23 protein-coding genes are annotated in these 25738 nt (G+C 71.9%); 14 read left to right on the top strand and 9 right to left on the bottom strand.

What is annotated here, in order from left to right:
- Window positions 1–10: 10 nt before the first annotated feature.
- The gene (locus tag BMY61_RS33375) at window positions 11–811 is read right to left on the bottom strand and encodes an SDR family oxidoreductase (RefSeq protein ID WP_236656272.1); all 801 of its coding nucleotides are present in this window, start codon (window positions 809–811) and stop codon (window positions 11–13) included.
- A gap of 106 nt (window positions 812–917) precedes the next feature.
- Here BMY61_RS33375 and BMY61_RS33370 point away from each other — a divergent pair, with 106 nt between their 5' ends.
- Window positions 918–2156, top strand: coding sequence for a cytochrome P450 family protein (locus BMY61_RS33370; RefSeq protein WP_042452538.1), 1239 nt, complete (start codon window positions 918–920; stop codon window positions 2154–2156).
- Between the two features lie 137 nt (window positions 2157–2293).
- Here BMY61_RS33370 and BMY61_RS33365 read toward each other — a convergent pair whose 3' ends face one another.
- A complete protein-coding gene (locus tag BMY61_RS33365; RefSeq protein ID WP_042452539.1) occupies window positions 2294–3949 on the bottom strand; it encodes a flavin monoamine oxidase family protein in 1656 nt (551 codons plus the stop codon).
- A 73-nt stretch (window positions 3950–4022) separates the two neighbouring features.
- The gene (locus tag BMY61_RS33360; protein ID WP_052439012.1) at window positions 4023–4748 is read right to left on the bottom strand and encodes a TetR/AcrR family transcriptional regulator; all 726 of its coding nucleotides are present in this window, start codon (window positions 4746–4748) and stop codon (window positions 4023–4025) included.
- Between the two features lie 106 nt (window positions 4749–4854).
- Here BMY61_RS33360 and BMY61_RS33355 point away from each other — a divergent pair, with 106 nt between their 5' ends.
- From BMY61_RS33355 to BMY61_RS33320, 8 genes are all read left to right on the top strand, one after another.
- Complete coding sequence (locus BMY61_RS33355; RefSeq protein WP_052439013.1) at window positions 4855–6546, top strand: amidohydrolase; 1692 nt, start codon at window positions 4855–4857, stop codon at window positions 6544–6546.
- Between the two features lie 26 nt (window positions 6547–6572).
- Window positions 6573–8228, top strand: a complete 1656-nt coding sequence (locus tag BMY61_RS33350; RefSeq protein WP_042452543.1) for an ABC transporter substrate-binding protein — start codon at window positions 6573–6575, stop codon at window positions 8226–8228.
- Window positions 8225–9181 (top strand): ABC transporter permease, encoded by a 957-nt coding sequence (locus BMY61_RS33345; protein ID WP_082015276.1) that lies wholly within the window; start codon window positions 8225–8227, stop codon window positions 9179–9181. The genes BMY61_RS33350 and BMY61_RS33345 overlap by 4 nt, the downstream gene beginning before the upstream one ends.
- A complete protein-coding gene (locus BMY61_RS33340; RefSeq protein WP_042452548.1) occupies window positions 9178–10047 on the top strand; it encodes an ABC transporter permease in 870 nt (289 codons plus the stop codon). The genes BMY61_RS33345 and BMY61_RS33340 overlap by 4 nt, the downstream gene beginning before the upstream one ends.
- On the top strand, window positions 10044–11039 hold the full coding sequence (locus BMY61_RS33335; protein WP_042452551.1) for an ABC transporter ATP-binding protein: 996 nt from the start codon (window positions 10044–10046) through the stop codon (window positions 11037–11039). Before BMY61_RS33340 ends, BMY61_RS33335 begins: the two co-directional genes overlap by 4 nt.
- Entirely contained in the window at window positions 11036–11836 is an 801-nt protein-coding gene (locus BMY61_RS33330; protein WP_042452553.1) for an ABC transporter ATP-binding protein, read from the top strand. The genes BMY61_RS33335 and BMY61_RS33330 overlap by 4 nt, the downstream gene beginning before the upstream one ends.
- 76 nt (window positions 11837–11912) lie before the next feature.
- On the top strand, window positions 11913–12641 hold the full coding sequence (locus tag BMY61_RS33325) for a molybdopterin-dependent oxidoreductase (protein ID WP_042452557.1): 729 nt from the start codon (window positions 11913–11915) through the stop codon (window positions 12639–12641).
- A complete protein-coding gene (locus tag BMY61_RS33320; RefSeq protein WP_063773315.1) occupies window positions 12622–13335 on the top strand; it encodes a cytochrome b/b6 domain-containing protein in 714 nt (237 codons plus the stop codon). The genes BMY61_RS33325 and BMY61_RS33320 overlap by 20 nt, the downstream gene beginning before the upstream one ends.
- On the opposite strand, the gene BMY61_RS33315 is transcribed toward BMY61_RS33320, so the two are convergent.
- Window positions 13336–14757, bottom strand: coding sequence for a glycoside hydrolase family 1 protein (locus BMY61_RS33315; RefSeq protein ID WP_042452559.1), 1422 nt, complete (start codon window positions 14755–14757; stop codon window positions 13336–13338). It lies immediately after the preceding gene.
- Between the two features lie 81 nt (window positions 14758–14838).
- Window positions 14839–16671: a beta-glucoside-specific PTS transporter subunit IIABC gene (locus tag BMY61_RS33310; RefSeq protein WP_042452562.1), complete on the bottom strand. Its 1833-nt coding sequence runs from the start codon at window positions 16669–16671 to the stop codon at window positions 14839–14841.
- A gap of 184 nt (window positions 16672–16855) precedes the next feature.
- Between BMY61_RS33310 and BMY61_RS33305 the strand changes: the two genes are divergently transcribed.
- A complete protein-coding gene (locus BMY61_RS33305) occupies window positions 16856–17665 on the top strand; it encodes an HAD family hydrolase (RefSeq protein WP_042452564.1) in 810 nt (269 codons plus the stop codon).
- Between the two features lie 13 nt (window positions 17666–17678).
- Here the strand turns inward: BMY61_RS33305 and BMY61_RS33300 are convergent, their stop codons facing one another.
- From BMY61_RS33300 to BMY61_RS33285, 4 genes are all read right to left on the bottom strand, one after another.
- A complete protein-coding gene (locus BMY61_RS33300; RefSeq protein ID WP_042452566.1) occupies window positions 17679–18548 on the bottom strand; it encodes an MBL fold metallo-hydrolase in 870 nt (289 codons plus the stop codon).
- Between the two features lie 113 nt (window positions 18549–18661).
- Window positions 18662–19255, bottom strand: a complete 594-nt coding sequence (locus BMY61_RS33295) for a TIGR03086 family metal-binding protein (RefSeq protein WP_042452649.1) — start codon at window positions 19253–19255, stop codon at window positions 18662–18664.
- Window positions 19256–19326: 71 nt separating this feature from the next.
- Window positions 19327–19938: a TetR/AcrR family transcriptional regulator gene (locus BMY61_RS33290; protein WP_042452568.1), complete on the bottom strand. Its 612-nt coding sequence runs from the start codon at window positions 19936–19938 to the stop codon at window positions 19327–19329.
- A 7-nt stretch (window positions 19939–19945) separates the two neighbouring features.
- A complete protein-coding gene (locus BMY61_RS33285) occupies window positions 19946–20659 on the bottom strand; it encodes a TetR/AcrR family transcriptional regulator (protein WP_042452571.1) in 714 nt (237 codons plus the stop codon).
- Between the two features lie 135 nt (window positions 20660–20794).
- On the opposite strand from BMY61_RS33285, the gene BMY61_RS33280 reads away from it, so the two are divergent.
- From BMY61_RS33280 to BMY61_RS33265, 4 genes are all read left to right on the top strand, one after another.
- Complete coding sequence (locus BMY61_RS33280; protein WP_042452573.1) at window positions 20795–22507, top strand: amidohydrolase; 1713 nt, start codon at window positions 20795–20797, stop codon at window positions 22505–22507.
- Window positions 22508–22536: 29 nt separating this feature from the next.
- Window positions 22537–24189 carry an ABC transporter substrate-binding protein gene (locus tag BMY61_RS33275; protein ID WP_143094660.1) on the top strand — a complete coding sequence of 551 codons (1653 nt, stop codon included), beginning with the start codon at window positions 22537–22539 and terminating at the stop codon, window positions 24187–24189.
- Complete coding sequence (locus BMY61_RS33270) at window positions 24189–25136, top strand: ABC transporter permease (RefSeq protein WP_042452577.1); 948 nt, start codon at window positions 24189–24191, stop codon at window positions 25134–25136. Before BMY61_RS33275 ends, BMY61_RS33270 begins: the two co-directional genes overlap by 1 nt.
- Window positions 25133–25738, top strand: a 606-nt coding sequence (locus tag BMY61_RS33265) for an ABC transporter permease (RefSeq protein WP_075004170.1), incomplete at its 3' end; no start/stop codon positions are given. The genes BMY61_RS33270 and BMY61_RS33265, both read left to right, overlap by 4 nt.

Here is a 25738-nt window from a genome sequence, read left to right as displayed (position 1 = left end):
GGCGCCGGCGTCAGTCCGGCCGCCGGCCGGATCCCCCCTCCGGGGTCGGCGGCGAGGCGAGCATCCCCGCGCGGACGCGGCGGCCGCCGTCGACGAGGAGGTCGGCGCCGGTGACCCAGGCAGCCTCGTCCGAGAGCAACCAGACGACGGCGTGGGCGATGTCCTCCGGCTCGCCGAGGCGCCGCAGCGGTGTCCCGGCGGCGAGGCCGGCCTCGTCGCGTTCCCACCAGAAGCGCGCCAGCTCGGTGCGGACCAGGCCCGGCGAGACCGCGTTCACCCGGACCCGCGGGGCCAGCTCGGCGGCGAGGTGCTTGGTGAGCTGCAGCAGCGCGGCCTTGCTCGTCTCGTAGGCGGCCAGTCCCGGGCCGACCCCGTGCACGCCCTCGGTCACCACGGTGACGACGGAGCCCCCGTGCTCGCGCATCCACCCCTCCCAGGCGGCCCGCACCAGCGCCAGCGGGCCGTGCACGTTGACCGCGAAGGTGTCGCGCCAGGCGGTCGGGTCGCTCGTCACCGCCGGGCCGAGCGGATGGTTGGCTCCGGCGTTGCAGACGACGAAGTCCAGCCGTCCGAAGGTCTCCAGCGCGAGCCCCGCCCAGCGGCGCACGTCCACCTCGTCGCCCGCGTCCCCGGCCGCGGCGATCAGCCGACCCGGTGCGGGCCCGAGCGAGGCGAGCGCCTGTTCCAAGCCGTCCTTGCCGCGCGCCCCGATCAGCACCGACGCCCCGGCGTCGAGCAACTCCCGTGCCACAGCCAGCCCGATCCCGCGTGAGCCGCCGGTGACCACCGCGGCCGTGCCCTCCATGCGCATGGCGCACATCCTTCGCTGACGGTGCGTCTGATGTCCATAACCGTGCGGTCGATGGCGAAGGCAACGCACAATGGTCAGGACACGGCCGGTCCACGGGAGGGGCAGCATGACCACGAACGAGGAGCTGGATCCGCTCATCAACGACCCGTCGTTCAAGGCCGAGGCACACGCCCGCTACGTCGGGCTGCGCGACCGGGGCCCGGTTCAGCGGGTGCGGCAGCCGAGCGGGCTCGACCTCTACCTGGTCCTCGACCACGAGCTGGCCCGCGTCGCGCTCACCCACCCCGATCTGCTCAAGGACCCGGAGATCGGCCGCGCCGGGCTGGACGCCGCGGGCGTCCTCAACTACCAGGGCAGGGGCCAGGGGCTGGGATCCAACATGCTGATGGCCGATCCGCCGGACCATGCCCGCCTGCGCGGCCCCGTCGCCCGGGCCTTCACCCCGCGCCGCGTCGAGGAGCTGCGCCCGCGGATCCAGCAGATCGCGGACGAGCTGGTCGACGCCATCGACGCGAAGGCCGCCGCAGGCGAGGCGATCGACCTCGTCGAGGACTTCACCGGGCCGCTGCCGGTCATGGTCATCTGTGAACTGCTGGGCGTCCCCCTGGACGCGCAGGCGGACTTCCGTGCCTGGACCCTGGCGGCCGTCTCCGGCGGCTCGGCGACGCCCTCGGTCGAGCAGCAGCAGGGCATGCTCGCGCTGAACGCGTACTTCATCGCGCTGATCGCGGCGAAGCAGGCCGCGGCCGACCCCGGCAAGGACCTGCTGGCCGCGCTGATCCGCGTCAACCGCGAGGACGAGGAGGCGTTGAGCGAGGAGGAGTTGCTCGGCACGGCCGTCATCCTCCTGGTCGCAGGCCACGAGACGACGGTCAACCTTCTCGGCAACGCGATGGCCGCGCTCCTGGACCACCCCGAGCAGGCCGAGCTGCTGCGCGAGCGGCCGGAGCTGCTGCCCGGCGCGGTGGAGGAGTTCCTCCGCTTCGACGCTCCGGTCGATCAGACGCCGCTCCGGTTCGCCGCGTGCGACGTGGAGTTGGGCGGGGTGCTGATCCCCAAGGGCAGCGCCCTCGCCGTCTCCCTCGCGGCGGTCGGCCGGGACCCGTCGCTCGCGACGAACGCCGCCGACCTCGACGTCACCCGCACGGACGGCCGCCACCTCTCCTTCGGCCACGGCATCCACTACTGCGTCGGCGCGCCCCTCGCGCGCCTGGAGGGCCAGATCGCACTCGGGACGCTGCTGCGCCGCTTGCCGAGCCTGCGGTTGTTGGGGGAGTACACGGACCTGGCGTGGACGGTGGGCGGCATCATGCACGGGCCGCAAGCCCTGCCGGTCGAGCTGTAGTTGCAACTCCTCAAGGGGCGCGGGGAACTGCGCAGAAACCACCGGCGTGCGGTGGCCCTGCGCGTTCAGGACCATCCGCACGCCAGTGGCTTGTCGCGCGGTTCCCCGCGCCCCTGGACAGGGCAACTTCCCTGCGTCTAGATCTGACTCGCGATCTCCGCCGCCGCCCGTTCCCCCGACGCCACCGCGGCGTCGAGCGTCGCGTTGTCGACGTCGGTGTGCTCGCCGGCGAAGTGGACGCGGCCCTCCTGGACCGCCTCGTAGCCGGCGAACGAGGTGTACTGGCCCACCTCGTAGTAGTGGTACGCGCCCTTGTGCCACGGGTCCAGGGACCAGTGGTCCTCGTAGGCGAGCCCGTTGTACGCCGCCGTCGTGCCGGGGAAGACCTGCTCGATCTGGGACAGGAACGCGTTCACGTCCGCCGTCGGGGCGGGGCCGTGGGCCGCTCCGGTCAGGCCCGTGCGAGCGGCGTCGCCGCCGGGGAAGTTGACGAGGAGCGCGGGGGAACCCTTCGCGCCGAGCTGGACGGAGCCGTCCCACGCGGTCTGGTAGCCGGTCGGCGCGGTGTTGCTGACGCCGTTGTAACCGAGTGACGGCCAGGTCTTCGTGGTCAGCTGGGTGACCAGCTTCGCGTTCTGGCCCATGCCCTGTTCCGCGATGGCCTGCAGCTTCAGCGCGCTGAGGCCGGAGCGGGTGAGGTCCACGTCGCGCAGCGTGCTGAACGGCAGGGCCAGCACCAGGTGGTCGGCCTGCACGGAGACGGGCGTGCCGCCGCACTGGAAGGTGCAGGTGTAGCTTCCGTCGGAGTTCTGCACCACGGCCACCAGTTGGTACCCCTGCCGCACGGTTCCCGCGGGGAGCGCCGAGACCATGCCGCTGACCAACTGGTCGTTGCCGCCGATGAGGTGGTACTTCTCGTCGAAGCCCGGGCCGCCGTCGAAGGTCGAGGAGTTCCCCAGGAAGCCGATCATGCCGACGGCGGATGCCGCCGCGGGCTCGCCGCCTGCCTGGAGTTGGACCGACTGGATCAGCTGGCTGAGGGCCGAGCCCGAGGGCAGGCCGATCCGGGTGAGGTAGTCGAGGCAGGAGAGCTGGTCGAGCTGCTTGGCGGTGGCCGTGCAGCTGTTCCAGCGCGGGGTGCCCATCGCGGCGTAGGAGGCGGCGAAGGCGTTGTACGCCTCGGCGACCCAGTCGCTCTGCTGCTGCGGGCCGTCGTAGCGGGCGCCGTTGATCCAGCCCGCGTAGGTGCCCGAGCCGAGGGAGCCGCCGTTGGCGTACTCGGTCTTCAGGCCGAGCGATTTGGCGAGGGCCAGCACGGAGCTGTCGGTGGAGCTGATGAACGAACCCCCGTGCTCGCTGACCATCCCGTTGGCGAAGAAGCCCCGCAGGGTCCAGCAACGGCCGCCGACATGGGTGGTGTCGGCCTCGTAGACGGTCGAGGCGACCGGCGTCGCGCCGGTCCAGAGCTGGTGTGCGCAGCGCAGTCCGGCGAGGCCGGCGCCGACGATGACGACGCGCGGGGCCGTGGCCGGATTCGTGGCCGCCGCTGCCCGGCTCGCGCCGGCGAGGGCGGCCCCGGCCAGACCGACGGCGGTGGCTGCGCCTGCTGCCATCAGCAGGTGACGACGACTCAGTTCACGCTCGGCGCGCTCGGCGCGCTCGGCGCGCTCGCCGGCGACCTCGGCGACAGGCATGCCGCGCCGACGGGCCTCGCCCTCCAGCGAGAAGGCGAGGCCGAGCGAGGTGGGCAGTCCGGTACGGGTGGAGCTCGATCTGGCAGGTTCCCGGTCCATGACGAAGAACCCCTCTCTGGGGGATCGATCGAACGATGTTGACCGGGAGTGAAGCGCTGGCGCAACAGTGTTGTCAACGGTGTTGCGCCACGCTGGTCTCGATCGCGGTGATCAGCGCCTCGACCCGGGCCTGGTAGACCGCGTCCTGGGTGACCCCGGCCAGCTCCTCGGCGACCGCCGTGATCTGCGGGAACGCCTGCGGGTCGACGAGTCGGTACTCCCGGCTCCAGGCCGACTCGTCCGCCGCCCGCGCCTCCGCGGAGAAGAGCAGGTAGGCGGCGCGCTGGCCGACCAGGGCGAGCAGCGAGTCGCCGACCATGCGGTAGTGCACCGCGGCCTCCGCACCGCGCAGGCCTGCCTCGGTCACGGCGCCGAGGATCAGCTCGACCACGCGGAACTCGTTGGCGCGGCGGGTGGTGCGGCTGGCCATGGCGGAGGCGACGGCCGGGTACTTGAGGGCGACCGCGAGCGAGCCGTCGGCCAGGGCGCGGATGCGGTCCTGCCAGCCCAGGCCCGGCCGGATGCTGTCCAGAACCTCGCCGAGGGTGCGGTCGGCGACCTCCAGCAGCAGTTCGTCCTTGTCGCGGAAGTGCCGGTAGACGGCGGTGGGATCGGCGCCGAGCTCCTCGCCGAGGCGGCGGACGGTGAACGCGTCCGAACTGCCGCGCGCGGCGATGCGCAGGCTGGCCTGAACGATCGCTTCGGGCGTGAGCTGGCTGCCCGAGCGCTTGCTCCGGCTGCGGGGGGCCGGTGCCGGAACGGCCGGCTTCGAGGCGGGCTTCGAGGCGGGATTCGTCATGGTGCGGCCAGTGTAACGATGCGGGGTCCGTCGAGCGCAACAGTGTTGACAACAGTGTTGCGCCGCGCTTCACTCCTCCTCACCATCACTCGGGGAGGAAGCGCCGATGGCGTCCCAAGCACCGTCAGAAACCCCTGCTCAGCTGCTGTTCCGTGGCGGTCGGGTATTCACCGCGACCGGGCCGGCGCCCGTCGATGCCGCCGTGGCCGTCCGGGACGGGCGGATTCTCGCCGTAGCACCGGAAGCCGAGCTGCGAGCGCTGGTCGGCTCGGCCACCGAGGTCGTCGACCTGGCCGGCGGCCTGCTCGCCCCCGGCTTCCAGGACGCCCACGTCCACCCGGCCGTGGCCGGCGTGCAGATGCTGCGCTGCGACCTCTCGGGGGAGCGCAGCATCGAGGGCTACCTCGCCATCGTCGCCGCCTACGCCGCGGCCAACCCCGACGCCGCGTGGATCCGCGGTGGCGGCTGGTCCATGGACGTGTTCCCGGACGGCATCCCGACCCGCGCCATGCTCGACTCCGTCGTCCCGGACCGGCCGGTGCTGCTGACCAACCGCGACGGCCACGGCGCCTGGGTCAACTCCCGCGCCCTGCAACTGGCCGGGGTCGGTAAGCACACCCTCGACCCGGCCGACGGCCGGATCGAGCGCGAGGCGGACGGCACCCCGATCGGGATGCTCCAGGAGGGCGCCATGGACCTGGTCGGCGACCTCGTCCCGGTCGCCACCGCCGAGGAGGCCCGGGCCGGACTGCTCGTCGCCCAGCAGCACCTGTTCTCGCTCGGGGTCACCGCCTGGCAGGACGCGATGATCGGCGCGTTCCCCGGCAACCCGGACAACTTCGCCGTCTACGTCGACGCCGCCCGCGACGGCTCGTTGCTCGCCCGCGTCGTCGGGGCCCTGTGGTGGGACCGCGAGCGCGGCACCGAGCAGATCCCCGACCTCGTGGAGCGTCGCCTGCACGGACAGGTCGGCCGGTTCAACGCCACCACCGTCAAGATCATGCAGGACGGCATCGCCGAGAACCACACCGCCGCGATGCTCTCGCCCTACCTCGACGGCTGCGGCTGTGCCACCGCCAACGCAGGCCTCAGCTTCGTCCCGCCTCAGGTGCTGAACGCCGCCGTCGCCGCACTGGACTCCCTCGGCTTCCAGCTGCACTTCCACGCGCTCGGCGACCGGGCCGTGCGCGAGGTGCTGGACGCGCTCGAGGGCGCCCGCACGGCGAACGGCGCGAACGACAACCGCCACCACCTCGCCCACCTCCAGGTCGTCGACCCCGGCGACTACAAGCGCTTCGCCGAACTCGGAGCCGCCGCCAACATCCAGGCGCTGTGGGCCGCGCACGAGCCGCAGATGGACGAGCTGACCATCCCGTTCCTCGGCCCCGAGCGTGCCGCGCTGCAGTACCCGTTCGGGGACCTGGCCCGTGCGGGTGCCCGCCTGGTCGCCGGCAGCGACTGGTCGGTCAGCAGTCCCAACCCGCTCTGGGGCATCCACGTCGCGGTCAACCGCGCCGTGCCGACCGACGCCCCGAACGCCGCCGCGGACCGCCGGCCGCGGCGGCCCTTCTACCCCGAGCAGGCGCTCACCCTCGCCCAGGCCTTCACCGCGTACACCGCCGGCAGTGCCTGGGTGAACCACCTGGACCAGGAGACCGGCACCGTCGAGCCCGGCAAGTGCGCGGACCTGGTCGTGCTCGACCGCGACCCCTTCGCCGGACCGCCCGAGGAGATCGGCGCCACCCGAGTCCGGATGACCTTCGTCGACGGCGTCGCCGTGCACGTCGCCGACCACTGACCCCACTCTTCCCCGGAGGCCCTCCCGTGACCCGTCCCCGCACGCGCCGCAGATCCCTCGTCCTCGCGACCGTCCCGCTCACCGCGCTCGCGCTCACCTCGTGCAGCGGCACCGCCCACGGCGGCGGCAGCGCGAGCGCCGACGCGGCTGCCTACCACCTGAGCGACACCACCCCGGCGAGCAAGGGCGAACTCTCCTCCTTCACCTGGTCGCTCTTCGCCGAGCCGACCTCGATCGACTACGCCTACTCCTTCGACTACCCGCCGAACACCGTCCTCGCGAACGTCTGCGAGAGCCTGCTGCGCTGGAACCCGGACCTCACCGTCTCGCCCGGCCTGGCCACCGCCTACGCCAACCCCACGCCCACCACCTGGGTCTACACGATCCGCAGCGGCGTGCACTTCCACGACGGCACCGTGCTCACCGCCGCCGACGTGGTCGCCTCGCTGCGCCGCAACCTCGACCCGAACGTCGGCAGCGACTGGTCCTACCCGTTCCGCAACGTGAAGTCCGTCGAGGCGACCGGCCCGCTGCAGGTCACCGTCACGCTCAACACCCCCGACTCGACGTTCAACAAGTACCTGGCCGCCAGCCCCGGCACCGTCGAGTCCGCCGCCACGCTCAAGGCGGACGGCAAGGACTACGGCAACCCCGGCAAGGGCGTCAACTGCACCGGCCCGTTCTCCTTCTCCTCCTGGACGCCCGGCCAGTCCCTGATCCTCAAGCGGTTCGACGGCTACTGGGACCCGAAGCTCAAGGCCAAGGCCGGACAGGTCAAGTTCGTCTTCCTCTCCGACGCCACCGCCCGCGTCAACGCCTTCCAGACCGGCGAGGTCGACGGCGGCTGGATGGTCCCGCCGGACTCCTACAGCCAGCTCTCCACCAGCTCCGCCGGCACGCTCTACTACGGCCGCAACACCACCGTCGCCGACGAGGTCGTCGGCAACCTCAAGGGCGTGCTCGGCAACGCCCAGGTGCGGCAGGCGCTGCTGATGGCCATCGACCGCAAGGGCATCATCAAGGCCGGCGCGGGCGGTGTCGGCGACGTGGCCGACTCGCTGGTCACCCGCAACAACTGGAACGGCAGCGGCTCGCGGACGAGCGTCGACGCGCTGCTGAAGAACCTGCCGCAGTACCCCTACGACCCGGCCAGGGCCAAGGCGCTCGCCGCCAAGGCCGGCGTCAACGGGCAGACCGTGGTCATCGCGACCAGCCCGCTGGACTCGCAGACCACGATCATCACGCAGGCAGTCGCCCAGGCCGCCACCGCGATCGGGCTGAAGCCGCAGATCGACACCGTCTCGGCCGACAAGTACACCGCCCTGTTCACCGACCCGGCCGCGCGCAAGGGCATCGACCTCTTCCTGACCTTCTGGTACACCTCCATCACCGACCCGCTGGACATGTACGGCGACCTGCAGAGCGGCGCGTTCGCCAACTACGGCAACTGGTCCGACCCGCAGTTCGACGCCGCCGTCAACCAGGCGGTCGGCGCCTACGACCCGACCGCGCACGCGCAGGCCGCAGCCAAGGCGCAGCAGATCACCATGGAGCAGCTGCCGTGGCTGCCGCTCTACACCGAGCCGGTCAGCCTCTTCCTCGGCAAGCGGATCACCGGCGTCTCGCCCTCCATCGACTACCTGTACTACCCGTGGGCGGCCGAGATCGGGGCGAAGGGATGAGCGTCGCGGTCGCCGTGCTGCGCAAGGTCGTCGGCATGGCGGTGACCCTCCTGGTCACCTCGTTCCTGGTGTTCTCCTCGCTCTACCTCGCGCCCGGCGACCCGGTCTCCTTCCTGGTCAAGGGCCGTAGCCCGAGCCCGGCCGAACTGGCGGCGATCCGCAAGGAGTTCGGCTTCGACCAGCCGTTCCCGGTGCGCTACTGGCACTGGCTGGACGCGGTCCTGCACGGCGACTTCGGCCGCTCCTACCTCTTCCACGAGAGCGTCGGCGCGGTGATCTGGGCCCGGCTGCCCGCCTCCTTGCTGCTCGTCGGCGTCGCCACGCTGCTGATCGCCGTCGTCGGCATCGGCGCCGGAGCGCTCAGCGCGCTGCGGCGCGGCACCCGTACCGACAAGGGCGTGCTGCTGCTGGTCACCGTCGGCGCGGCGGTGCCGTCGTTCGCGGCGGCCGTGCTGCTGCGCTCGGTCTTCGGGGTCCGGCTCGGCTGGTTCCCGACCATCGGCAACGGCACCGGCCTTCTCGACGAGCTGCACCACGTCGCGATGCCCGCCGTCGCGCTGTCGGTGACCTTCATGGCGCTGGTCACCCGCGTCACCCGCGCCTCGATGCTGGACGAACTGGGCCGCGAGCACGTCGAGGTGGCGCTCAGCCGCGGCGTGCCGCGCGGCAGCGTGCTGCGGCGGCACGTGTTCCGCAACGCGCTCGGCCCGATCGTCACCGTCTCCGGGCTGCTGGTCTCCGGGATGCTCGTCAGCACCGCGATCGTGGAGACCGCTTTCGGGATGTCCGGGATCGGCTCGCTGCTGGTCCAGTGCGTCGACGAGCTCGACTTCCAGGTCGTGCAGGCGCTGGTGCTGCTCGTCGTCGCCGTCTTCGTCGTCGTCAACACCCTGGTGGACCTGGTCCACCCGCTGATCGACCCGCGCATCGCGGCCGGGGGAGGAGCTCGATGAGCACGACCGTTCTCGTCCGCCGGCCCCTGCTGGGCCGCCTGCGCGGCGGCTTCCTCGCCCAAGGGTGGCTGTTCCGGGTCTGCCTGGTGCTGCTCGTCGGCTTCGTGGTCGTCGCGGTGTTCGCGCCGTGGCTGGCCCCGCAGGACCCGACCATGGGCGACTTCGCGAACACCATGGCCGGACCCGGTGCCGACCACCTGCTCGGCACCGACCAGGGCGGCCACGACACCTTCTCCGCGCTGCTGGTGGGCGCCCGCACCAGCCTGCTCGGCCCCCTCGGCGTCGTGGTCTTCTCCACCGTCGTCGGGATCGCCGTCGGCCTGTTCAGCGGATGGCGCGGCGGCTGGGTCGACGCGGTGATCGGCCGCGTCCTCGACATCCTCTTCGCCTTCCCCTCACTGCTGCTGGCGATCCTCGCGGTCGCCCTGTTCGGCAAGGGGCTCGGGGCGCCGGTGCTGGCCATGGCCGTCGCCTACATGCCCTACACCGCCCGGCTGGTGCGCGGCCTCACCGCGCAGGAGAAGAACCGCCCGTACGTGTCCGCCTACCTGGTCCAGGGCCATGCCCCGGTCTATGTCGCGGTGCGACGGCTGCTGCCGAACCTCGGGCCGACGGTGCTGGCGCAGTCGACGGTCAACTTCGGCTACGCGCTGCTGGACCTGGCGGCGCTGTCGTTCCTCGGCCTCGGCGTGCAGCCGCCGACGCCCGACTGGGGCGCGATGATCAACCAGGCAGAGGCGGCGGTGCTGCAGGGACAACCGCTGTCGGCGGTCGTCCCGGCCGTGGCCGTGGTGCTGGTGGTGGTGGCCTTCAACGTCGTCGGCGAGCAGTTCGGCGACCAGCTCGCCCGGAGGGACGCGAAATGACTCTTCTCTCTGTCGAGGGTCTGACCGTCGAACTGCCGGGCTCGGCCCGGCCCGTGCTCGACGCGGTCGACCTGAGCGTCGCGGCCGGGGAGGTCGTCGGCCTGGTCGGCGAGTCCGGCTCCGGCAAGTCCGTCACCGCCCGCTCCGCGCTGGGGCTTCTTCCCGCGAAGGCGCGCGTCACCGGCCGGGTCCTCGTCGAGGGGAAGGACCTGGTCGGTGCGGACGCGGCGCACCTGCGCGAGGTGCGCACGGGGGTGGCGTCGATGGTCTTCCAGGACCCGCGCGCCGGCATCAACCCCGTCCGCCGGATCGGCGACTTCCTCACCGAGCCGCTGCGGCTGACCAAGGGCTGGTCCAAGCGGCAGGCCGAGGCGCGGGCGCTGGAGCTGCTGGCCGCCGTCGGCCTGCCCGATCCTCCCCGGCACCTGCGGCAGTACCCGCACCAGCTCTCCGGCGGCATGCTCCAGCGCGTCATGATCGCCGGTGCGCTGGCCGGGGAGCCACGGCTGCTGCTCTGCGACGAGCCCACCACCGCGCTCGACGTCTCCACCCAGGCCGAGATCCTCGCCCTGCTCGGCGGCCTGCAGCGCGAACGCGGCCTCGGCCTGCTGCTGATCACCCACGACATCGAGCTGGCGGCGGCCTCCTGCGACCGCGTCTACGTGATGTACGCGGGCCGGATCGTCGAGGAGGCTTCGGCCGGTGAGCTGTTCGGCTCGCCCCGCCACCCCTACACCCGCGGCCTGCTCGGCTCCACGCCGCCGCTGACCGGCCCGCTGGAGCGGCTGCGGCCGGTGCCGGGCGCGCCGATGAGCCTCGCCGAGTCCGCGCCGGGCTGCGCGTTCGCCGCACGCTGCGACTTCGCCGAGCCCGGCCGCTGCGACCAGTCCCCGCCGCGACTGCTGCCCGTCCCGGGCGCGGCCGACCGCAGCGCGGCCTGCGTCCGCGTCGCCGAACTCCCGCCTGTCGTTGCTACGGAGGTCCGCTCATGACCGCGCTGCTGGAGGTCACCGACCTGCGCAAGACCTACGGCGGGACGACGGCCGTCGACGGCGTCTCGTTCACCCTCCCGCCGGGCGGCGCACTGGGCCTGGTCGGCGAGTCGGGTTCCGGCAAGACCACGACGGCCCGGATGCTGGTCGGGCTGGAACGCCCGGACAGCGGGAGCATCACCGTCCTCGGGCAGCCGCTGGGCGCGCAGGTGCGCGGCCGCGCGGCGCGGCTGGCCCGGGCCAAGGCGATCCAGATCGTCTTCCAGGATCCGTACCTCTCCCTCGACGCCCGCCTCACCATCGGCGCCACCCTCGACGGCGTCCTGCGCCTCCACGGCCAAGGCGACCGCGTCGCGCGGGCGGCCCGGATCCGCGAGCTCCTCGGCCAGGTCGGCCTCGGCGACCGGGAGGCGGCGGCCCTGCCCCGCCACCTCTCCGGCGGCCAGCGCCAGCGCGCGGCGATCGCGCGTGCGCTGGCGGTCGAACCGGCGGTCCTGGTCCTCGACGAGGCCGTCTCGGCACTGGACGTCTCGGTGCAGGCACAGGTGCTGAACGTCCTGACGGACATCCGCAGGGAGGCCGGGATCGGCCTGGTCTTCGTCAGCCACGACCTCGCGGTGGTGCGGTACGTCTGCGACGAGGCGCTGGTGCTGCTGCGCGGGCGCCCGGTGGAGCACCGGCCGATGGAGGAACTTCTCGACAACCCCGACCACGACTACACCCGTCTCCTCCTGGACTCCGTTCCGCACCCGGGCTGGGACCCGGAGTCCATCGCCCGACGACGGCGGGCCGCTTAGGTTGCATTGCTTATGAAAGTGTGACGGCACCCCCTTTGCCCTGGTCAGCGCGGGCCCGCAGTGATGGGATGGAGGCATGGAAGAGCGGGGTCGACGCAGCGTGGGCAAACCTGTCGGGAGACGGGTGGTGCTCGGGGTGCTCGGGCTGGGTGCGGTGGGTGTCGCATTCGGGGCGAAGATCCAGAACGGGTTGGACAACGTGCTCGCGGAGGTGAGCGCCAAGGACCCGACCGGGCTGACGCAGCTCCTGCCCGGTGGCGGCGGTTTCCAGTTCTACAACGTCGCCGACTCCATCCCGCACCGCAGCGCGACGGACTATCGGCTCACCGTCGACGGGCTCGTGGACCGGCCCGCCACCTACACCCTCGCCGACCTCAAGGCGATGCAGCAGACCCGGCTGGTCAAGGACGTCCAGTGCGTCACCGGCTGGCGGGTGCCCAACACCGAGTTCTCCGGCGTGCTGCTGCGCGACCTGCTGTCCATGGCCGGTGTGCAGGCGCAGGGCACGGCGGTGAAGTTCACCTGCTTCGACGGGGTCTACTCCGAGAGCCTCAGCCTTGACGAGGCGCGCCGCAGCGACGTGCTGATCGCGCACGAGATGAACGGCGCGCCCGTCACCTCCGCCCACGGCGGGCCGGTGCGGCTGTACGTCGCCCCGATGTACTTCTACAAGTCGGCCAAGTGGCTCTCCGGCATCACGGTGACCTCGCAGGTCGAGCCCGGCTACTGGGAGCACTACGGCTATGACGTCGAGGCCTGGGTGGGACGTTCCAACGGACGCAACGATGCCCCGACCTCCGGCTGACCCCAAGAGCGAAGGCGGCGACAGCGCGGAGCTGCGTCGGTTCACCACCGCCGAGCGCTGGGTGCACCGCACCACGTCGACGCTCATGATGGCCGCGATCCTGACGGCCGCGTTCCTCTACGTGCCGCAGCTGGCCGAGCTGGTCGGCAGACGGCGGCTGCTGGTGACCGTGCACGAGTGGAGCGGGGTGTTGCTGCCACTGCCGCTCGCTGTCGGGCTGGGCTTCCGCTCGGTCCGCGCGGACCTGCGGCGGCTGAACCGGTTCCGGCCGGGGGATCGCGGCTGGGCCTGGCGGGCGGTGCGGCACGGCACCCGCGCGGCGGGACCGGCGGGGAAGTTCAACGCCGGGCAGAAGCTCTACGCGGCCTTCATCGCGGGTGCCACGCTGGTGATGGTCGGTACGGGGCTGATCCTCTGGTTCCCGCACCTGGCCGCGCTGGACGTGCGGACCGGGGCGACCTTCGTCCACGACTGGCTGGCACTGGTCATCGGCATCCTGGTGATCGGGCACATCCGGATGGCGCTGAAGGACCCGGAGGCGCGGCACGGGATGCGGACCGGGCGTGTGGGCCGTCCCTGGGCCAGGCGCGAACACCCGCTCTGGGAGCGCGAGACGCGCGGGACACGCGAACAGCAGCAGGAACCGGGCGGGGCGGCGCCGGCGGACACCACCCCACCCGGGGATCGTGGCTGATCAGGCGGCGGACACCTCGGAGCCGTCGGACTTGATCAGCTGCTGGTACCAGAAGAAGCTGTCCTTGCGGTACCGCTTCAGCTCCTTGAGGTCGAACTCGTCCCGGTCGACGTAGACGAAGCCGTAGCGCTTGCGCACGCCCTGGTGGGTGGAGATCAGGTCGATCGCGGACCACGGGCAGTAGCCCAGCATCTCGACGCCGTCGCTGACCGCCGCGCGCATCTGGCTGATGTGGGCGGCCAGGTACTCGATCCGGTACGGGTCGTGGACGCTGCCGTCCGCCTCCAGGGTGTCGAAGGCGCCGAGACCGTTCTCGGTGACCAGCAGCGGGAGCCGGTAGCGGTCGTGGACGACGCGGAGCGTGGTGCGGAAGCCCACCGGGTCGATCTCCCAGCCGAAGGCGTTGACCGGCAGGTGCTCGTTGCGCACCGAGCGGAAGACGCCCTCCTCGCCGACGGCGAGCTGCTGGTCGGCGCCGTCGACGGCGCCGACGCCCCCGCCGTCGAGCGGGGCCGCGACCGTGGCGGTGGAGTAGTAGTTCAGTGCCAGGAAGTCGGGGCGACCGGAGGCCAGGATCTCCAGGTCGCTGTCGGCGATCTCGGGTGCGATGCCCTTCTCGGTGAGCCAGGCCCAGGCGGTCGGGTTGTAGCTGCCGCGGCAGGCCATGTCGAGGTAGAGCCAGTTGCGGATGGCGTTGAAGTCCTCGGCGGCCAGGATGTCCTCGGGGCGCGGCGAGGCCGGGTAGACGACGGAGATGTTCGGCGCGGGGCCGATCTTGCCGCCCGGGACCAGTTCGTGGCAGAGCCGCATGGTCTCCGCCTGGGCCAGCATCATGTGGTGGTTCTGCTGGTACAGCGCCTTCTGCGGGTTGGCGGCGTCGCCCGCCGTGCCGATCGCGGCGCCGTGCAGGATCATCATGTTCTGCTCGTTGATGGTCAGCCAGTAGCGGACCTTGGAGCCGAACTCCTCGAAGAGGATCCGGGCGTAGCGGGTGAACGCGTCGACGGTGGCCCGCGATCCCCAGCCGCCCTTCTCGTGCAGGGCCTGCGGCAGGTCGAAGTGGTACATCGTCAGGACCGGCTCGATGCCGCGCTCCAGCAGCGCGTCGATCAGGCGGTGGTAGAAGGCGACCCCCTCCCGGTTCACCTCGCCGTCGCCGTCCGGGACGATGCGGGTCCAGGCGACGGAGAAGCGGTAGGCGGTCAGGCCGAGCTCGGCGAAGAGCTCCACGTCCTCGGCGAACCGGTGGTAGTGGTCGGCGGCGACCCTGTAGTCGGTGGTGCCCTCGGGGAAGTTGGTCCGGGCGTCCTGCACGGAGCGGCCCTTGCCGTCCGCGTCCCAGGCTCCCTCGACCTGGTAGGCGGAGGTGGAGGCACCCCACAGGAAGTCGGGGGAGAAGGGGGCGAGCTGTCGGTGCTGCATGGTGGTTCGTCCTTTCCGTGGCGGTGATCTGGTCCGCGGGAGTGATCTGGCCTTTGGGAGTGATCTGGCCCGTGGGAGTGTTCAGGCGAGGGTGAGCAGCGCTTCGCCGCTGCGCAGTTCGGTGCTGTCGGTGGGGGTGACCGGGCCGAGCTCGTCGGGGGCGGCCGTGACGACGACCATGGTCACCGGGTCGTAGCCGGCGGCCAGGATCGCGTCGATGTCGAACTCGCCCAGCAGCTGGCCTTGTTCGACCTCGGCGCCCTGCTGGACCGCCTGGGTGAAGTGCTCGCCGTGCAACTGCACGGTGTCGATGCCGACGTGGACCAGAACCTCGACGCCGTCGTGGGTCCGGATGCCGTAGGCGTGCGGCATGGCGCTGACGAGCGTGCCCTCGACGGGCGCGTGGACCTCGCCGCTGCTCGGGGTGATGGCGGCCCCGTCGCCGAGCAGGCCGGCGGAGAACATCGGGTCGGGTACCTGGTCCAGCGGCAGCACCGCTCCGGCGACGGGAGCGGTGACCTCCACCGGGCCGGAACCGGCCGTCGTGGGGGTCTCCTCCGCCTCGCTCGCCTCCTCCGGGATGTCCTTGAAGCCCAGCACCATCGTCAGTGCGAAGCCGAGGCCCAGTGCGACGGCGCAGCCGATCAGTTGGAGCGTGAAGTTGCCGACGCTCAGGTAGGCGGGCAGCGTCAGCGCGCTGGCCAGGGCGAAGGTGTTGGCGGCCGAGCCGCCCGAGCAGGCGATGCCGCCGCCGACCGCGGCGGCCACGCAGGCGTAGATGAACGGCTTCTTCAGCCGCAGCGTGACGCCGTAGACCAGTGGCTCGGTGACCCCGGCGAGGAACCCGGAGACGGCACCGGTGCCGGCCAGGCCCTTGAGGCCCCGGTTGCGGGTGCGCAGGAATACCGCCGCGCCTGCGCCGACCTGCGCCAGCACGGCCGGGACCAGTGGCCCGGACAGGACCGAGTGGCCCTGCGTGGAGAGGTCGTTGATCATCACCGGGACCACGCCCCAGTGCAGACCGAACATCACCAGCACCTGCCAGAACCCGCCCAGCAGCGCGCCACCGACGAACGGGCTCAGCCCGAACACCCAGGTGACGCCGGAGGAGACGCCCTTGCCCGCGTAGTCCGCGAGCGGGCCGATCGACAGCAGCGTGACCGGCACGACCACGGCCAGCGTCAGCATCGGGGTGAGGAAGCTGCGGACGCTGGAGTGCAGCACCCTGCCGAAGAAGCGCTCGACCTGGCTCTGCACCCAGACCGCGAGGAGGATCGGCAGCACCGAGGAGGCGTAGGAGATCAGGACCATCGGCAGGCCGAGGAAGTGCACCGCCTCGCCCTTGTCGTGCAACTGCACGATCGCCGGGTAGAGCAGCGACCCCGCGATCGCCATGGAGACGTACTGGTTGGCGCCGAAGCGCTTGGCGGCGGTGGCCGCCAGCAGCACCGGCAGGAAGTAGAAGAGCGCGTCGCCCGCGGCGTTGAGGACGAGGGACTCGTTGGAGGCGGCCGACAGCCAGCCCACCTTGACGACCAGGGCGAGCAGGGCCTTGAGCATGCCCGCGCCGGCCATGGGCCACAGCAGCGGCAGGAAGATGCCGGAGATCATGTCGATGGTCCGGGCCAGCAGGCTGCCCTTCGGGGCGTTGCCGTCGGCGGCGTCCCCGAGCGTGGCGATCGCGCCGATCTCCGCGAAGACGCGGGGAACCTCGTTGCCGATCACCACCTGGAGCTGTCCGCCGGCCTCGACGACCGCGACGACGCCGGGCGTCGCCTCCAGTGACGATTTGTCGACTGCCGTGGCGTCCTTGACCTTGAAGCGCAACCGGGTCGCGCAGTGGGCGAGGGAGGCGACGTTCTGCTCGCCGCCGACCCCGGCCAGGACCCTTTCGGCCGTTGTCCGATGGTTCATGCTGTGGTCTCCCTTGACCTGCCGTGGCCCCTTCCCGGGCTCGACTTCACCCTTCACGAGGACCGGCGCGGACCTGGGGGACTTAGGTCCTGGATTCAGTCGGTATTGGTCACTTGATGGGTATTTGTCGGATCGGGTGACCTCGGGTAGGAATGAAAGGAGACTTGTCCAGAAAGGTGTCCCCGTGCCCGTGCCGTTCGACCTCATCGCCACCGATCTCGACGGCACCCTGCTGCGCCGCGACCACACCGTCTCCGCCCGCAGTCGGGCAGCCCTGAGGGATGCGGAGCAGGCCGGCATGCGGCACGTCGTGGTGACCGGGCGTCCCGCCAACTGGGCCAAGGGCGTGCTGGATTCGCTGGGCTACACGGGCCTGGCGGTCTGCGGCCAGGGGGGTCAGGTCTACGACGCGGCCGCCGACCGGCTGCTGACCAGTGTCCCGTTGGACCGCCGCGACGCCTCGGCGGCGCTGGCGCGGGTGGAGGCGGAGGTCGGTCCGTTGGCCCTCGCCGTCGTCCAGGACGGGCTGGAGGGCGAGGTGCTCTTCGGCCCCGGCTTCGCCACCCCGGGTGCCGGAGCCGACGCGACCTCCCGCGTACGGGACGCGCAGGCCCTCTGGTCCCGGCCGATCGGCCGGGTGATGGTGCAGCACGGCGTCCTTGGAGACGACGAACTCGCGGCGGCGGTACGAGAGTTCGCAGACGGCCTGGTCGACGCCGTGGTGGCCGGGCCGACCTGCGTCGAGGTCCTGCCACCGGGCCTGTCGAAAGCCGTCGGCCTGGAGCTGGCCGCGGAACGCCTCGACGCCGACCCGGCACGGGCGATCGCCTTCGGCGACATGCCCAACGACATCCCGATGTTCGCCTGGGCCGGCCACGGCGTCGCGATGGCCAATGCACACCCCGATCTCGCGGCGGTGGCGGACGAGATGACGTTGGATCACATGAGCGACGGGGTGGCCGTGGTGCTGGAACGCCTCGTTGCCGCGGCCTAGGGCAGGGCCCGGGCTACCAGCGGGTCGCGGCGAAGTCGACCGCGCGGGGTCGGAGCAGCTGGGTGCGGGCGGTCAGCGCGTTCAGGCGGGTGGCCATCTCCTCGGCAGGCAGCCGGCGGCGGTCGCCGTGGCCGGGCAGGACCCACTCGAAGCGCAGCCGTCCGGCGCTCCGGGCCAGCGAGGCGGCCAACTCCTCGACGGAGTACCAGGTCACGTTCTCGTGGACCTCCAGGTCGCCGGTCGTGCGGGACCAGTAGACGCTGTCGCCGGTGAAGCAGTACCGGTCGTCCGCGAGGAAGAGGACGCTGCCGCGGGTGTGACCGGGCAGTGGATGGGCGGTGACACCCTCGCCGATCTCCACCGGTTCGACGCCGCGGATCACCTGGTCCGCGTCGGGAGCGGCGTCGAGGTCGCCCTCGTGGATCCAGAGCCGGGCGCCGAAGCGGTCGGCGTACGCGCGCCCGTGCCGGGCGTGGTCGCGGTGGGTGAGCAGCACGTCGGTGACCGGGCCGAGGGCCGCGTAGCGCCGGGCGAGCCCGGCGCTCCAGCGCGGGGTGTCGATCATCATGAGCGAACCGGCGGGCCGCCGCAGCAGGTAGGAGTTGGCCCCGGCCGTCAGTCGGGAGTTGTGGCCGCAGAGCAGGACGCCGTCGTCCAGGGCCAGCGGATAGGGATCGAGGGTGGCGTCCAGGCGGCCGGAGCCCGGCCGGATCGAGCGGGTCTGGCAGGCGAACGCGGCCTCCTGGAGGCGCTGCTCCTCCGCCGGGCCGACCGGTTGCCGCACGATCCGGGACCGGCCGTCCACCTCGTCGATCAGCCCGGGTGCCAACTGTCGGGCCACGTCGCAGTTGATGCAGTTGTCGTCCACGGACCAGCCGTCCACAGCCGGGGCTCCTCGTGTGTCGGGGTTTCGGGGGACTCCCCCTTCAGGGATAGCCCACCCGAGGTGGGAACCGGTAGAGCCGCCGATCTTGTGCTTTCCAGGGCGGGGCGCTCTCAGGCGTGCCAGTCCGGATCGCGACCGAGCAGCCGCAGGGCGCGGTCGAGGCCGCCCTCGGGAGCACCCGGCAGGACCGGCGCGAAGGCCCGTCCCGGCCCGCGGTACGCGGGGTCGGTGGGCACGAACTCCGCGACCTGCACGACAGTCGGCAGCAGCTCCTCCGGGCAGTCGAAGGGCTGTCCGAGGGCGGCGGCCAGGTCCCAGGCGTGGACGACGGTGTCCAGCAGGTGGAAGCCGATCGCCTGCGCGGCGGGAAAGCCGTGACCGGGCAGGATCTCCGGGATCGCGAGCGTGCGTCCGGTGGCCTCGGCCTCGGTGAACGCCTCCGTCAGGCCCTTGGCGGAGTGCAGGAACGCGGCCGACAGGTCGGTGCCGGGCGGCAGCGGGCGGTCGTCGAAGACGCCGGGCACGTCGCCGCGCCCGTACGCGGACTCGGCGAAGCCGTCCTGCTGGCCGATCACATGGGAGAGCAGGCGGTGCACGTCCCACGCGGCGCAAGGCGTGCGGCGGGTGAGGTCCTCCGGGCGGACGGAGGAGACCAGGGGCGTCATCAGGGCCAGCGCCCTGGAGTGCAGGGGTGCGAGCATCATGCCCACAAAACTAGCACGACCGTTCGTGTAGTTTTAGGCCGACCGCGAGATCCGCGCCTGCGGGTGCCGCTTCAGTCGTTCGGGTCGGCGCCCAGCAGGCGCCGCAGCGCGGTGCGCGCGCGGTCGTACGGCGACGCGTCGTCGTGCAGCAGGGACATCGCGTTGGCGTACTCCAGCACCGCCACCACCTCGAAAGCCAGCTGCTCCACCTCCTCGTCGGCGCCGAGTCGGTCCGCCGCGCGCGCGGCGGCCAGCTGACCGGCGATCAGCGCGTGCCAGGCGTTGCTGCCCTCGGCGAGCGCGTCCCGCACCCGGCCCGGCTGGGCGTCGAACTCCGCACCGACCGCGTAGAAGAAGCAGCCGCCGGGGAAGACGCGCGTGCGCGAGTAGGCCAGCCAGTTCTCGGCGAGGGCCCACAGGCGGGCAGCGCCCTCCGGACGGTCCAGTGCGGGTGCGATCACCCGGTCGTGGTAGACCCGTTCGGCCGCGCGGACCGTCGCCAACTGCAGCTCCTCCTTGGAGCCGAAGAGCGCGAAGACCCCGCTCTTGCTGAGCTCCAGCTCGCCCGCCAGCCGCCCGATCGACAGGGCCGCGAGCCCCTCGACCGAGGCGATCCGCATGGCCTGCCCGAGCACCAGGCGTCGGGTCTCGTTGCCCTTCAGTACCCGGCCGTCGGTCGTCATCGCCGGCTCACGCCTTCCGTGCGCGCTCGATGCGGGCCGCGACGCCGTCCAGGAACGTCGTGAGGACCAGGGCGAAGACGCCGTCGTCGTCGCGGAACAGCTCGGTCAGGCGCGGTGCGCTCTGGTGCAGCAGCGGGAACTCGTCCTCGGGCAGCATGCCGTACTTGACCGCCCAGGCCGCCTCGTCCTTCTCCTGCGCGGAGCGGTCCAGGATCGAGAACGCGGCGGTGTACTGCGTCATCGCCAGCGTCATGTCGAGCAGCGCGCGGTAGCACTCGGCGGCCTCGATCACCGGGAGACCGGCCCGGTGCAGGACGGTGATGAGCTGCTCGACGCTGTGCGTCTCGGCCGGGCTCGCGGTGGTGCGGGCGGCGGCCAGCACGGCGAGCGCGGGGCGGGCGAGGTAGGAGGCGCGCACCGACTGCGCGGTGACGGTCAGCCAGGCCCGCCAGTCGTCCGACGGCCCGTCGGGCAGCGCCTGCCGCGACAGCTCCATGCCCTCCTGGACCGTCAGATCCGTGAGGGCGAGGACGAGCTCGTCCTTGTCGCGGAAGTGCCGGTAGACGGCGGTCGGGTCGGCGCCCAGCTCCTTGCCCAGGCGGCTGAAGGTCAGCTGGCCGCCGCCCTCGGGGGAGCACAGCCGCAGGGCCGCCTCCAGGATCGACTCTCGGGTCAGCGTCACGCGCCGCTTGGACGACTGCTCCGCCACTCGGGCCTCCACTCGGGCCACTCCTCAGGTTCGCCTCGGTATGCCGCCCTTGCGAGCGTGCTTCATCCGATCGTAACGGCGAGTCGCTGTCAATGGCATTGACAGGGTCGTTGTCACGGGGTTTCCTTCTCCACACGTCGGGCAGCGATGCCGCCCCGGTCCTGCGCACCCCCCTGTCTTGGAGCGCCCGTGCACCCTGATCTCCACCCCGCCGACCTGGTTTTCCTCGGCGGACCCGTCTACACCGTGGACCCGGCCCGCTCCTGGGCCGGTGCCGTCGCCGTCCGCGACGGCAGGATCGTGGCCGTCGGCCAGGACCACGACGTCCGGCCGCTCATCGGCCCGGGCACCGAGGTCGTCGACCTCGCGGGCAAGCTGCTGCTGCCCGGCTTCCAGGACTCCCACGTCCACCCGGTGCTCGCCGGCACCACCCTGGCCCGCTGCAACCTGCACGAGCTGGCCACCAAGGACGAGTACCTCGCCGCGGTCTCCGACTACGCGGCGGCCCACCCCGACGCCGAGTGGATCACCGGCGGCGGCTGGTCCTTCCAGGCCTTCCCCGGCGGCATGCCGCACCGCACCATGCTGGACGCGATCGCCTCCGTCGGCGACCGCCCCGTCGCCCTGCCCGTCGCCGACGGGCACGCGCTGTGGGCCAACAGCCGCGCGCTGGAGATAGCCGGGATCACCAAGGACACCCCGGACCCCGCCGACGGCCGCATCGAGCGCGACCCGGACGGCACCCCGAACGGCATGCTCCAGGAGGGCGCCGCCGAGCTCGTCACCCGCTTCATGCCCGCGGCGACCGACGAGGACTTCTACCAGGGCCTGCTGGCCGGCCAGGCCTACCTGCACTCCTACGGCATCACCGGCTGGCAGGACGCCGGCGTCGGCCCGAACTTCGGCACCGGTGACGTCTACGGCGCCTACCTGCGCGCCGACCGCGAGGGCACGCTGACCGCCCGGGTGCGCGGCGCCCAGTGGTGGGACCGCGAGGGCGGTCTCGAGCAGCTCCCGTTCTTCCTGGAGCGCCGTGAGGAGTCCGAGCGCAACGGCGAGCGGTTCCGGGCCGGCACGGTCAAGATCATGCTGGACGGCGTCGCCGAGAACCACACCGCCGCCATGCTGGAGCCCTACCTCGACGGCTGCGGCTGCCAGACCAACACCACCGGCCTGGACTTCGTCGACCCCGAGAAGCTGCCCGGGTACGTCGCCGAACTCGACGCGGCCGGCTTCCAGGTGCACTTCCACGCCCTCGGTGACCGCGCCGTCCGCAACGCCCTCGACGCGATCGAGGAGGCGCTGCGCCGCAACGGCGACCGCGGCAACCGGCACCACCTGGCCCACCTCCAGGTCGTCCACCCCGACGACATCGCCCGCTTCCGCGAGCTCGGCGCCATCGCCAACATCCAGCCGCTGTGGGCCTGCCACGAGCCGCAGATGGACGAGCTGACCATCCCGTTCCTCGGCGAGCGCCGGGCCGGTTGGCAGTACCCCTTCGGCTCGTTGCTGCGTGCCGGCGTGCCCCTCGCCGCCGGCAGCGACTGGTCCGTCTCCACCCCCGACGTGATGGCCGGCGTCCACGTGGCCGTCAACCGCACCGGCGAGGAGGACCCGAACCGCGTGCTGGGCCCCGAGGAGCGCCTCGACCTCGGCTCGGCGCTCGCCGCCTACACCGCCGGGACCGCGCGGGTGAACCACCTCGACCACCTCACCGGCTCGATCCAGACCGGCAAGCTCGCCGACCTGGTCGTCCTGGACCGTAACCCGTTCGACGGGCCCAGCCAGGCCATCGCCGAGACCCGCGTGCTGCGCACCTACGTCCAGGGCGAGCTCGTCCACGCCGCCACCGAGCTGTGAGCTGCCGAACCGTGAGAAGGAGAACCCCGATGCGCAACAGAATGCTCCGTGCCGCCCTGGCCGGGACGTCCGTCGCCCTGCTGGCCACCGCCTGCAGCTCCGGCGGCGCCGCCAAGACGCCCGACGCCAAGAGCAACTTCTCCACCGCCCAGGTCACCACCGCGCCCGGCACCAAGCCGCTGACCAACCTGACCTGGTCCGGCGACTACCGCGCCCCCTACTCCGAGGACCCGCTGAAGACCGCCGACTACCCCGAGGAGACCATCCTCGGCAACGTCTGCGAGCCGCTGATCCGGGTCGGGGCCGACTACTCGCTCCAGCCCGGCATCGCCAAGTCCTGGACGCAGCCGGACTCGAAGCACGTCGTGGTGCAGCTGGACCCGCGCGCCACCTTCGCCGACGGCAAGCCGGTGACCACGGACGACGTGGTCTACAGCATCATGCGCAACCTCGACCCCAACGAGGCCAGCAACTACGCCGACTCCTTCAACGACCTGGGCAGCGCCAAGGCCACCGGTCCGCACGAGGTCACCTTCACGTTGACCAAGCCCGACTACATCTTCGACCGCCAGCTCGGCATCCTGGGCTCCGCGATCGTCGAGAAGGCCTTCGCGGTGAAGGCCGGGCAGAACTTCGGCAACGCCAACGTCGGCGTCATGTGTACCGGGCCCTACACGATCGCCTCCTTCGACGGCACCAACCAGATGGTGCTGAAGAAGAACCCGACCTACTGGGACCCGAGCCACGCGGGCAAGGCCGAGAACGTCACCTTCAAGTTCCTCGCCGACCCCTCCGCCCTCGCCAACGCCCTCTCCTCCGGCTCGATGCAGGGCGCGTTCAACCTGGGCGCCTCGGTGATCCCGCAGCTCAGCAAGAGCACCGCGGGCAAGCTCTACATCGGCGCCACGGGCTCGACCACGCAGAACATCGACCTGATCGTCTCCAACTTCTCCGGGGGCCTGGGCGACGCCCGGACCCGGCAGGCGCTGAGCATGGCGCTCGACCGCGTCGGTATCGCCAAGACCCTGGCCGGCGGCGCCGCCGACCCGCTCTACGCGGTGGCCGGACCGGGCTTCTGGCAGGGCGGTCCGGCGGCCGCCACCTACAAGGCCGCCTACGACCAGCTCGCCGCCAAGGGCGCCGACGTGGCGGGCGCGTCCAAGCTGGTGCAGCAGGCCGGATCGGCCGGGAAGCTGGTCACCATCGCCTACACGGCCGGCGTTCCGCAGCAGGCCCAGCTGGCCCAGGTGATCCAGCAGACCGGCCAGCAGATCGGTCTCAACATCAAGATCGTGGGCCTGCCGGACCAGCAGTACGGCAGCCTCTTCACCGACCCGAAGGCGCGCGCCTCCTACGACGGCTTCCTGACCATCAACTACATGGAGTTCCCGGAAGCGGCCACCATGTACGCGAGCTACGGGACCAAGTCGGGCGTGCAGAACTTCAACGGCTACGCCAACCCCGAGGTTCAGGCCGCCCTCGACGCCGCCCAGGGCACCAACGACCCGCAGGCGCGCGCCGAGGACGTGCTCAAGGCCCAGGCGATCCTGAACAAGGACCTGCCCTGGATCCCGATCATCGCGCCCCGCGCGCTGCTCTTCCAGAGCAAGGACGTCACCGGCGCGCCGCTGACCTTCTCCTACATGGACAACTCCTGGATCACCGCGGTGGGGGCGCCCTGATGGGTCGTCTGCTCCTGCACCGGCTCGGCGGCCTGCTGACGACGCTCTTCCTGTCCAGCATCGTCATCTTCGGGAGCCTCTACCTGGCCCCCGGCAGCCCCGAGAACGTCATCTTCGGATCCCGCACGCCCACGGCCGCCGCCCGCGCGGCCGTGCGGCACCGGCTCCACCTCGACCAGCCGCTGCCCGTCCGCTACTGGGACTGGCTGACCGGCGTGCTCCACGGCGACTTCGGCACCTCCATGGTCACCGGCCAGCCCGTCGCCGACCGCGTCGGCTCCGGGCTCTCCACCACCCTGCTGCTGGTGCTGATGAGCATGATCATGGTGGTGCTCTTCGGCCTGACCATGGGCCTGGTCGCCGCTCTGCTGCCCGGCCGGGTCGACGGCCTCGTCAACGCGCTCACCTCGGTGACCGTCACCATCCCCTCGTTCGTCGCCTCGGCGCTGCTGATCTCGGTCTTCGCCGTCCAGCTGGGCTGGTTCCCGGCCTCGGGCCTCGGCCAGGGCTTCGGCGGGAAGGTCGACGGACTGGTGCTGCCGGCCGTCGCGCTGGCGATCCTCTCCTGCGGCTTCCTCGCCCGGGTCACCCGCAACGCGGTCCGCGACCAGCTGGAGCGCGAGCACGTGCAGACCGCGCTGGTGCGCGGCCTGCCCCGGCGCACGGTGCTCCGCAGCCACGTGCTGCGCAACGCCATGCCGCCGATCATCACCGCCGTCGGCCTGCTGACGGCCGGGACCTTCGCCTCGACCCTCGTCGTCGAGTCCGCCTTCGCGGTGCCCGGGATCGGGCAGCTGACCATCCAGTCGGTCGCGCAGAAGGACTTCCCCGTCGTCCAGGCCGTGGCCCTGATGCTGGTCGCCGCGTTCGTCGTCTGCAACGCGGCCAGCGATCTGATCCAGGCCGTGGTCGACCCGCGGCTGCGCGAGGCAGGGAGCACGTCGTGAACCCCCCGAAGTCACCCTCGAAGCCGTCCCTGTGGAGGCGGCTGAACAAGGCGCTCGGCCGCTCCGGGATGCTGTCGCTGGCCTTCCTGGTCGTCGTGCTGCTTGCCGCGGTCCTCGCGCCGCTGGTCGCGCCCGCCGACCCGAACCAGTCCAGCCTGCTGGACGCCTATGCCGGCCCGTCCGGCGCCCACCTGCTGGGCGCCGACGGCATCGGCCGCGACCTGTTCTCCCGCCTGATCTACGGCGCGCGGACCTCCCTGCTGGGCCCCGCGCTCGTCGTCGGGGTCTCCCTGTTGATCGGCATCCCGCTGGCGCTGCTGGCCAGTTGGTACGGCGGCTGGGTCGACGGGGTGGTCGCCCGGGTCTTCGACCTGGTCTACGCCCTGCCCGGGCTGCTGCTCGCGGTGCTGACCGTGGCGCTGTTCGGCCCCGGCCTCACCCCGGCCGTGGTCGCCCTCTCCATCGCCTACATTCCGTTCCTGGCGCGGATCGTGCGGGCGGCGGCGCGGCAGCAGCGGGTCAGCCCGTATGTGGACGCGCTCGCGGTGCAGGGCTTCGGCGTGCTGCGGATCACGGTCCGTCACATCCTGCGCAACATCACC

Origin of the sequence: Streptacidiphilus jiangxiensis, from assembly GCF_900109465.1 — a bacterium.
Lineage (GTDB): Bacteria > Actinomycetota > Actinomycetes > Streptomycetales > Streptomycetaceae > Streptacidiphilus > Streptacidiphilus jiangxiensis.
The sequence above is the reverse complement of the archived record's forward strand: the minus strand, read 5'-3'. Positions and strand labels throughout refer to the sequence as shown.

Coding starts and splice junctions, on each gene's coding strand:
- BMY61_RS33365 (WP_042452539.1), bottom strand. CDS start 3,949: ATGGACCGGGAACCTGCCAGATCGAGCTCCACCCGTACCGGACTGCCC.
- BMY61_RS33375 (WP_236656272.1), bottom strand. CDS start 811: ATGCGCATGGAGGGCACGGCCGCGGTGGTCACCGGCGGCTCACGCGGG.
- BMY61_RS33340 (WP_042452548.1), top strand. CDS start 9,178: ATGAGCACGACCGTTCTCGTCCGCCGGCCCCTGCTGGGCCGCCTGCGC.
- BMY61_RS33270 (WP_042452577.1), top strand. CDS start 24,189: ATGGGTCGTCTGCTCCTGCACCGGCTCGGCGGCCTGCTGACGACGCTC.
- BMY61_RS33280 (WP_042452573.1), top strand. CDS start 20,795: ATGCCGCCCCGGTCCTGCGCACCCCCCTGTCTTGGAGCGCCCGTGCAC.
- BMY61_RS33290 (WP_042452568.1), bottom strand. CDS start 19,938: ATGACGACCGACGGCCGGGTACTGAAGGGCAACGAGACCCGACGCCTG.
- BMY61_RS33275 (WP_143094660.1), top strand. CDS start 22,537: ATGCGCAACAGAATGCTCCGTGCCGCCCTGGCCGGGACGTCCGTCGCC.
- BMY61_RS33320 (WP_063773315.1), top strand. CDS start 12,622: ATGCCCCGACCTCCGGCTGACCCCAAGAGCGAAGGCGGCGACAGCGCG.
- BMY61_RS33370 (WP_042452538.1), top strand. CDS start 918: ATGACCACGAACGAGGAGCTGGATCCGCTCATCAACGACCCGTCGTTC.
- BMY61_RS33325 (WP_042452557.1), top strand. CDS start 11,913: ATGGAAGAGCGGGGTCGACGCAGCGTGGGCAAACCTGTCGGGAGACGG.
- BMY61_RS33315 (WP_042452559.1), bottom strand. CDS start 14,757: ATGCAGCACCGACAGCTCGCCCCCTTCTCCCCCGACTTCCTGTGGGGT.
- BMY61_RS33310 (WP_042452562.1), bottom strand. CDS start 16,671: ATGAACCATCGGACAACGGCCGAAAGGGTCCTGGCCGGGGTCGGCGGC.
- BMY61_RS33335 (WP_042452551.1), top strand. CDS start 10,044: ATGACTCTTCTCTCTGTCGAGGGTCTGACCGTCGAACTGCCGGGCTCG.
- BMY61_RS33295 (WP_042452649.1), bottom strand. CDS start 19,255: ATGATGCTCGCACCCCTGCACTCCAGGGCGCTGGCCCTGATGACGCCC.
- BMY61_RS33360 (WP_052439012.1), bottom strand. CDS start 4,748: ATGACGAATCCCGCCTCGAAGCCCGCCTCGAAGCCGGCCGTTCCGGCA.
- BMY61_RS33355 (WP_052439013.1), top strand. CDS start 4,855: ATGGCGTCCCAAGCACCGTCAGAAACCCCTGCTCAGCTGCTGTTCCGT.
- BMY61_RS33345 (WP_082015276.1), top strand. CDS start 8,225: ATGAGCGTCGCGGTCGCCGTGCTGCGCAAGGTCGTCGGCATGGCGGTG.
- BMY61_RS33330 (WP_042452553.1), top strand. CDS start 11,036: ATGACCGCGCTGCTGGAGGTCACCGACCTGCGCAAGACCTACGGCGGG.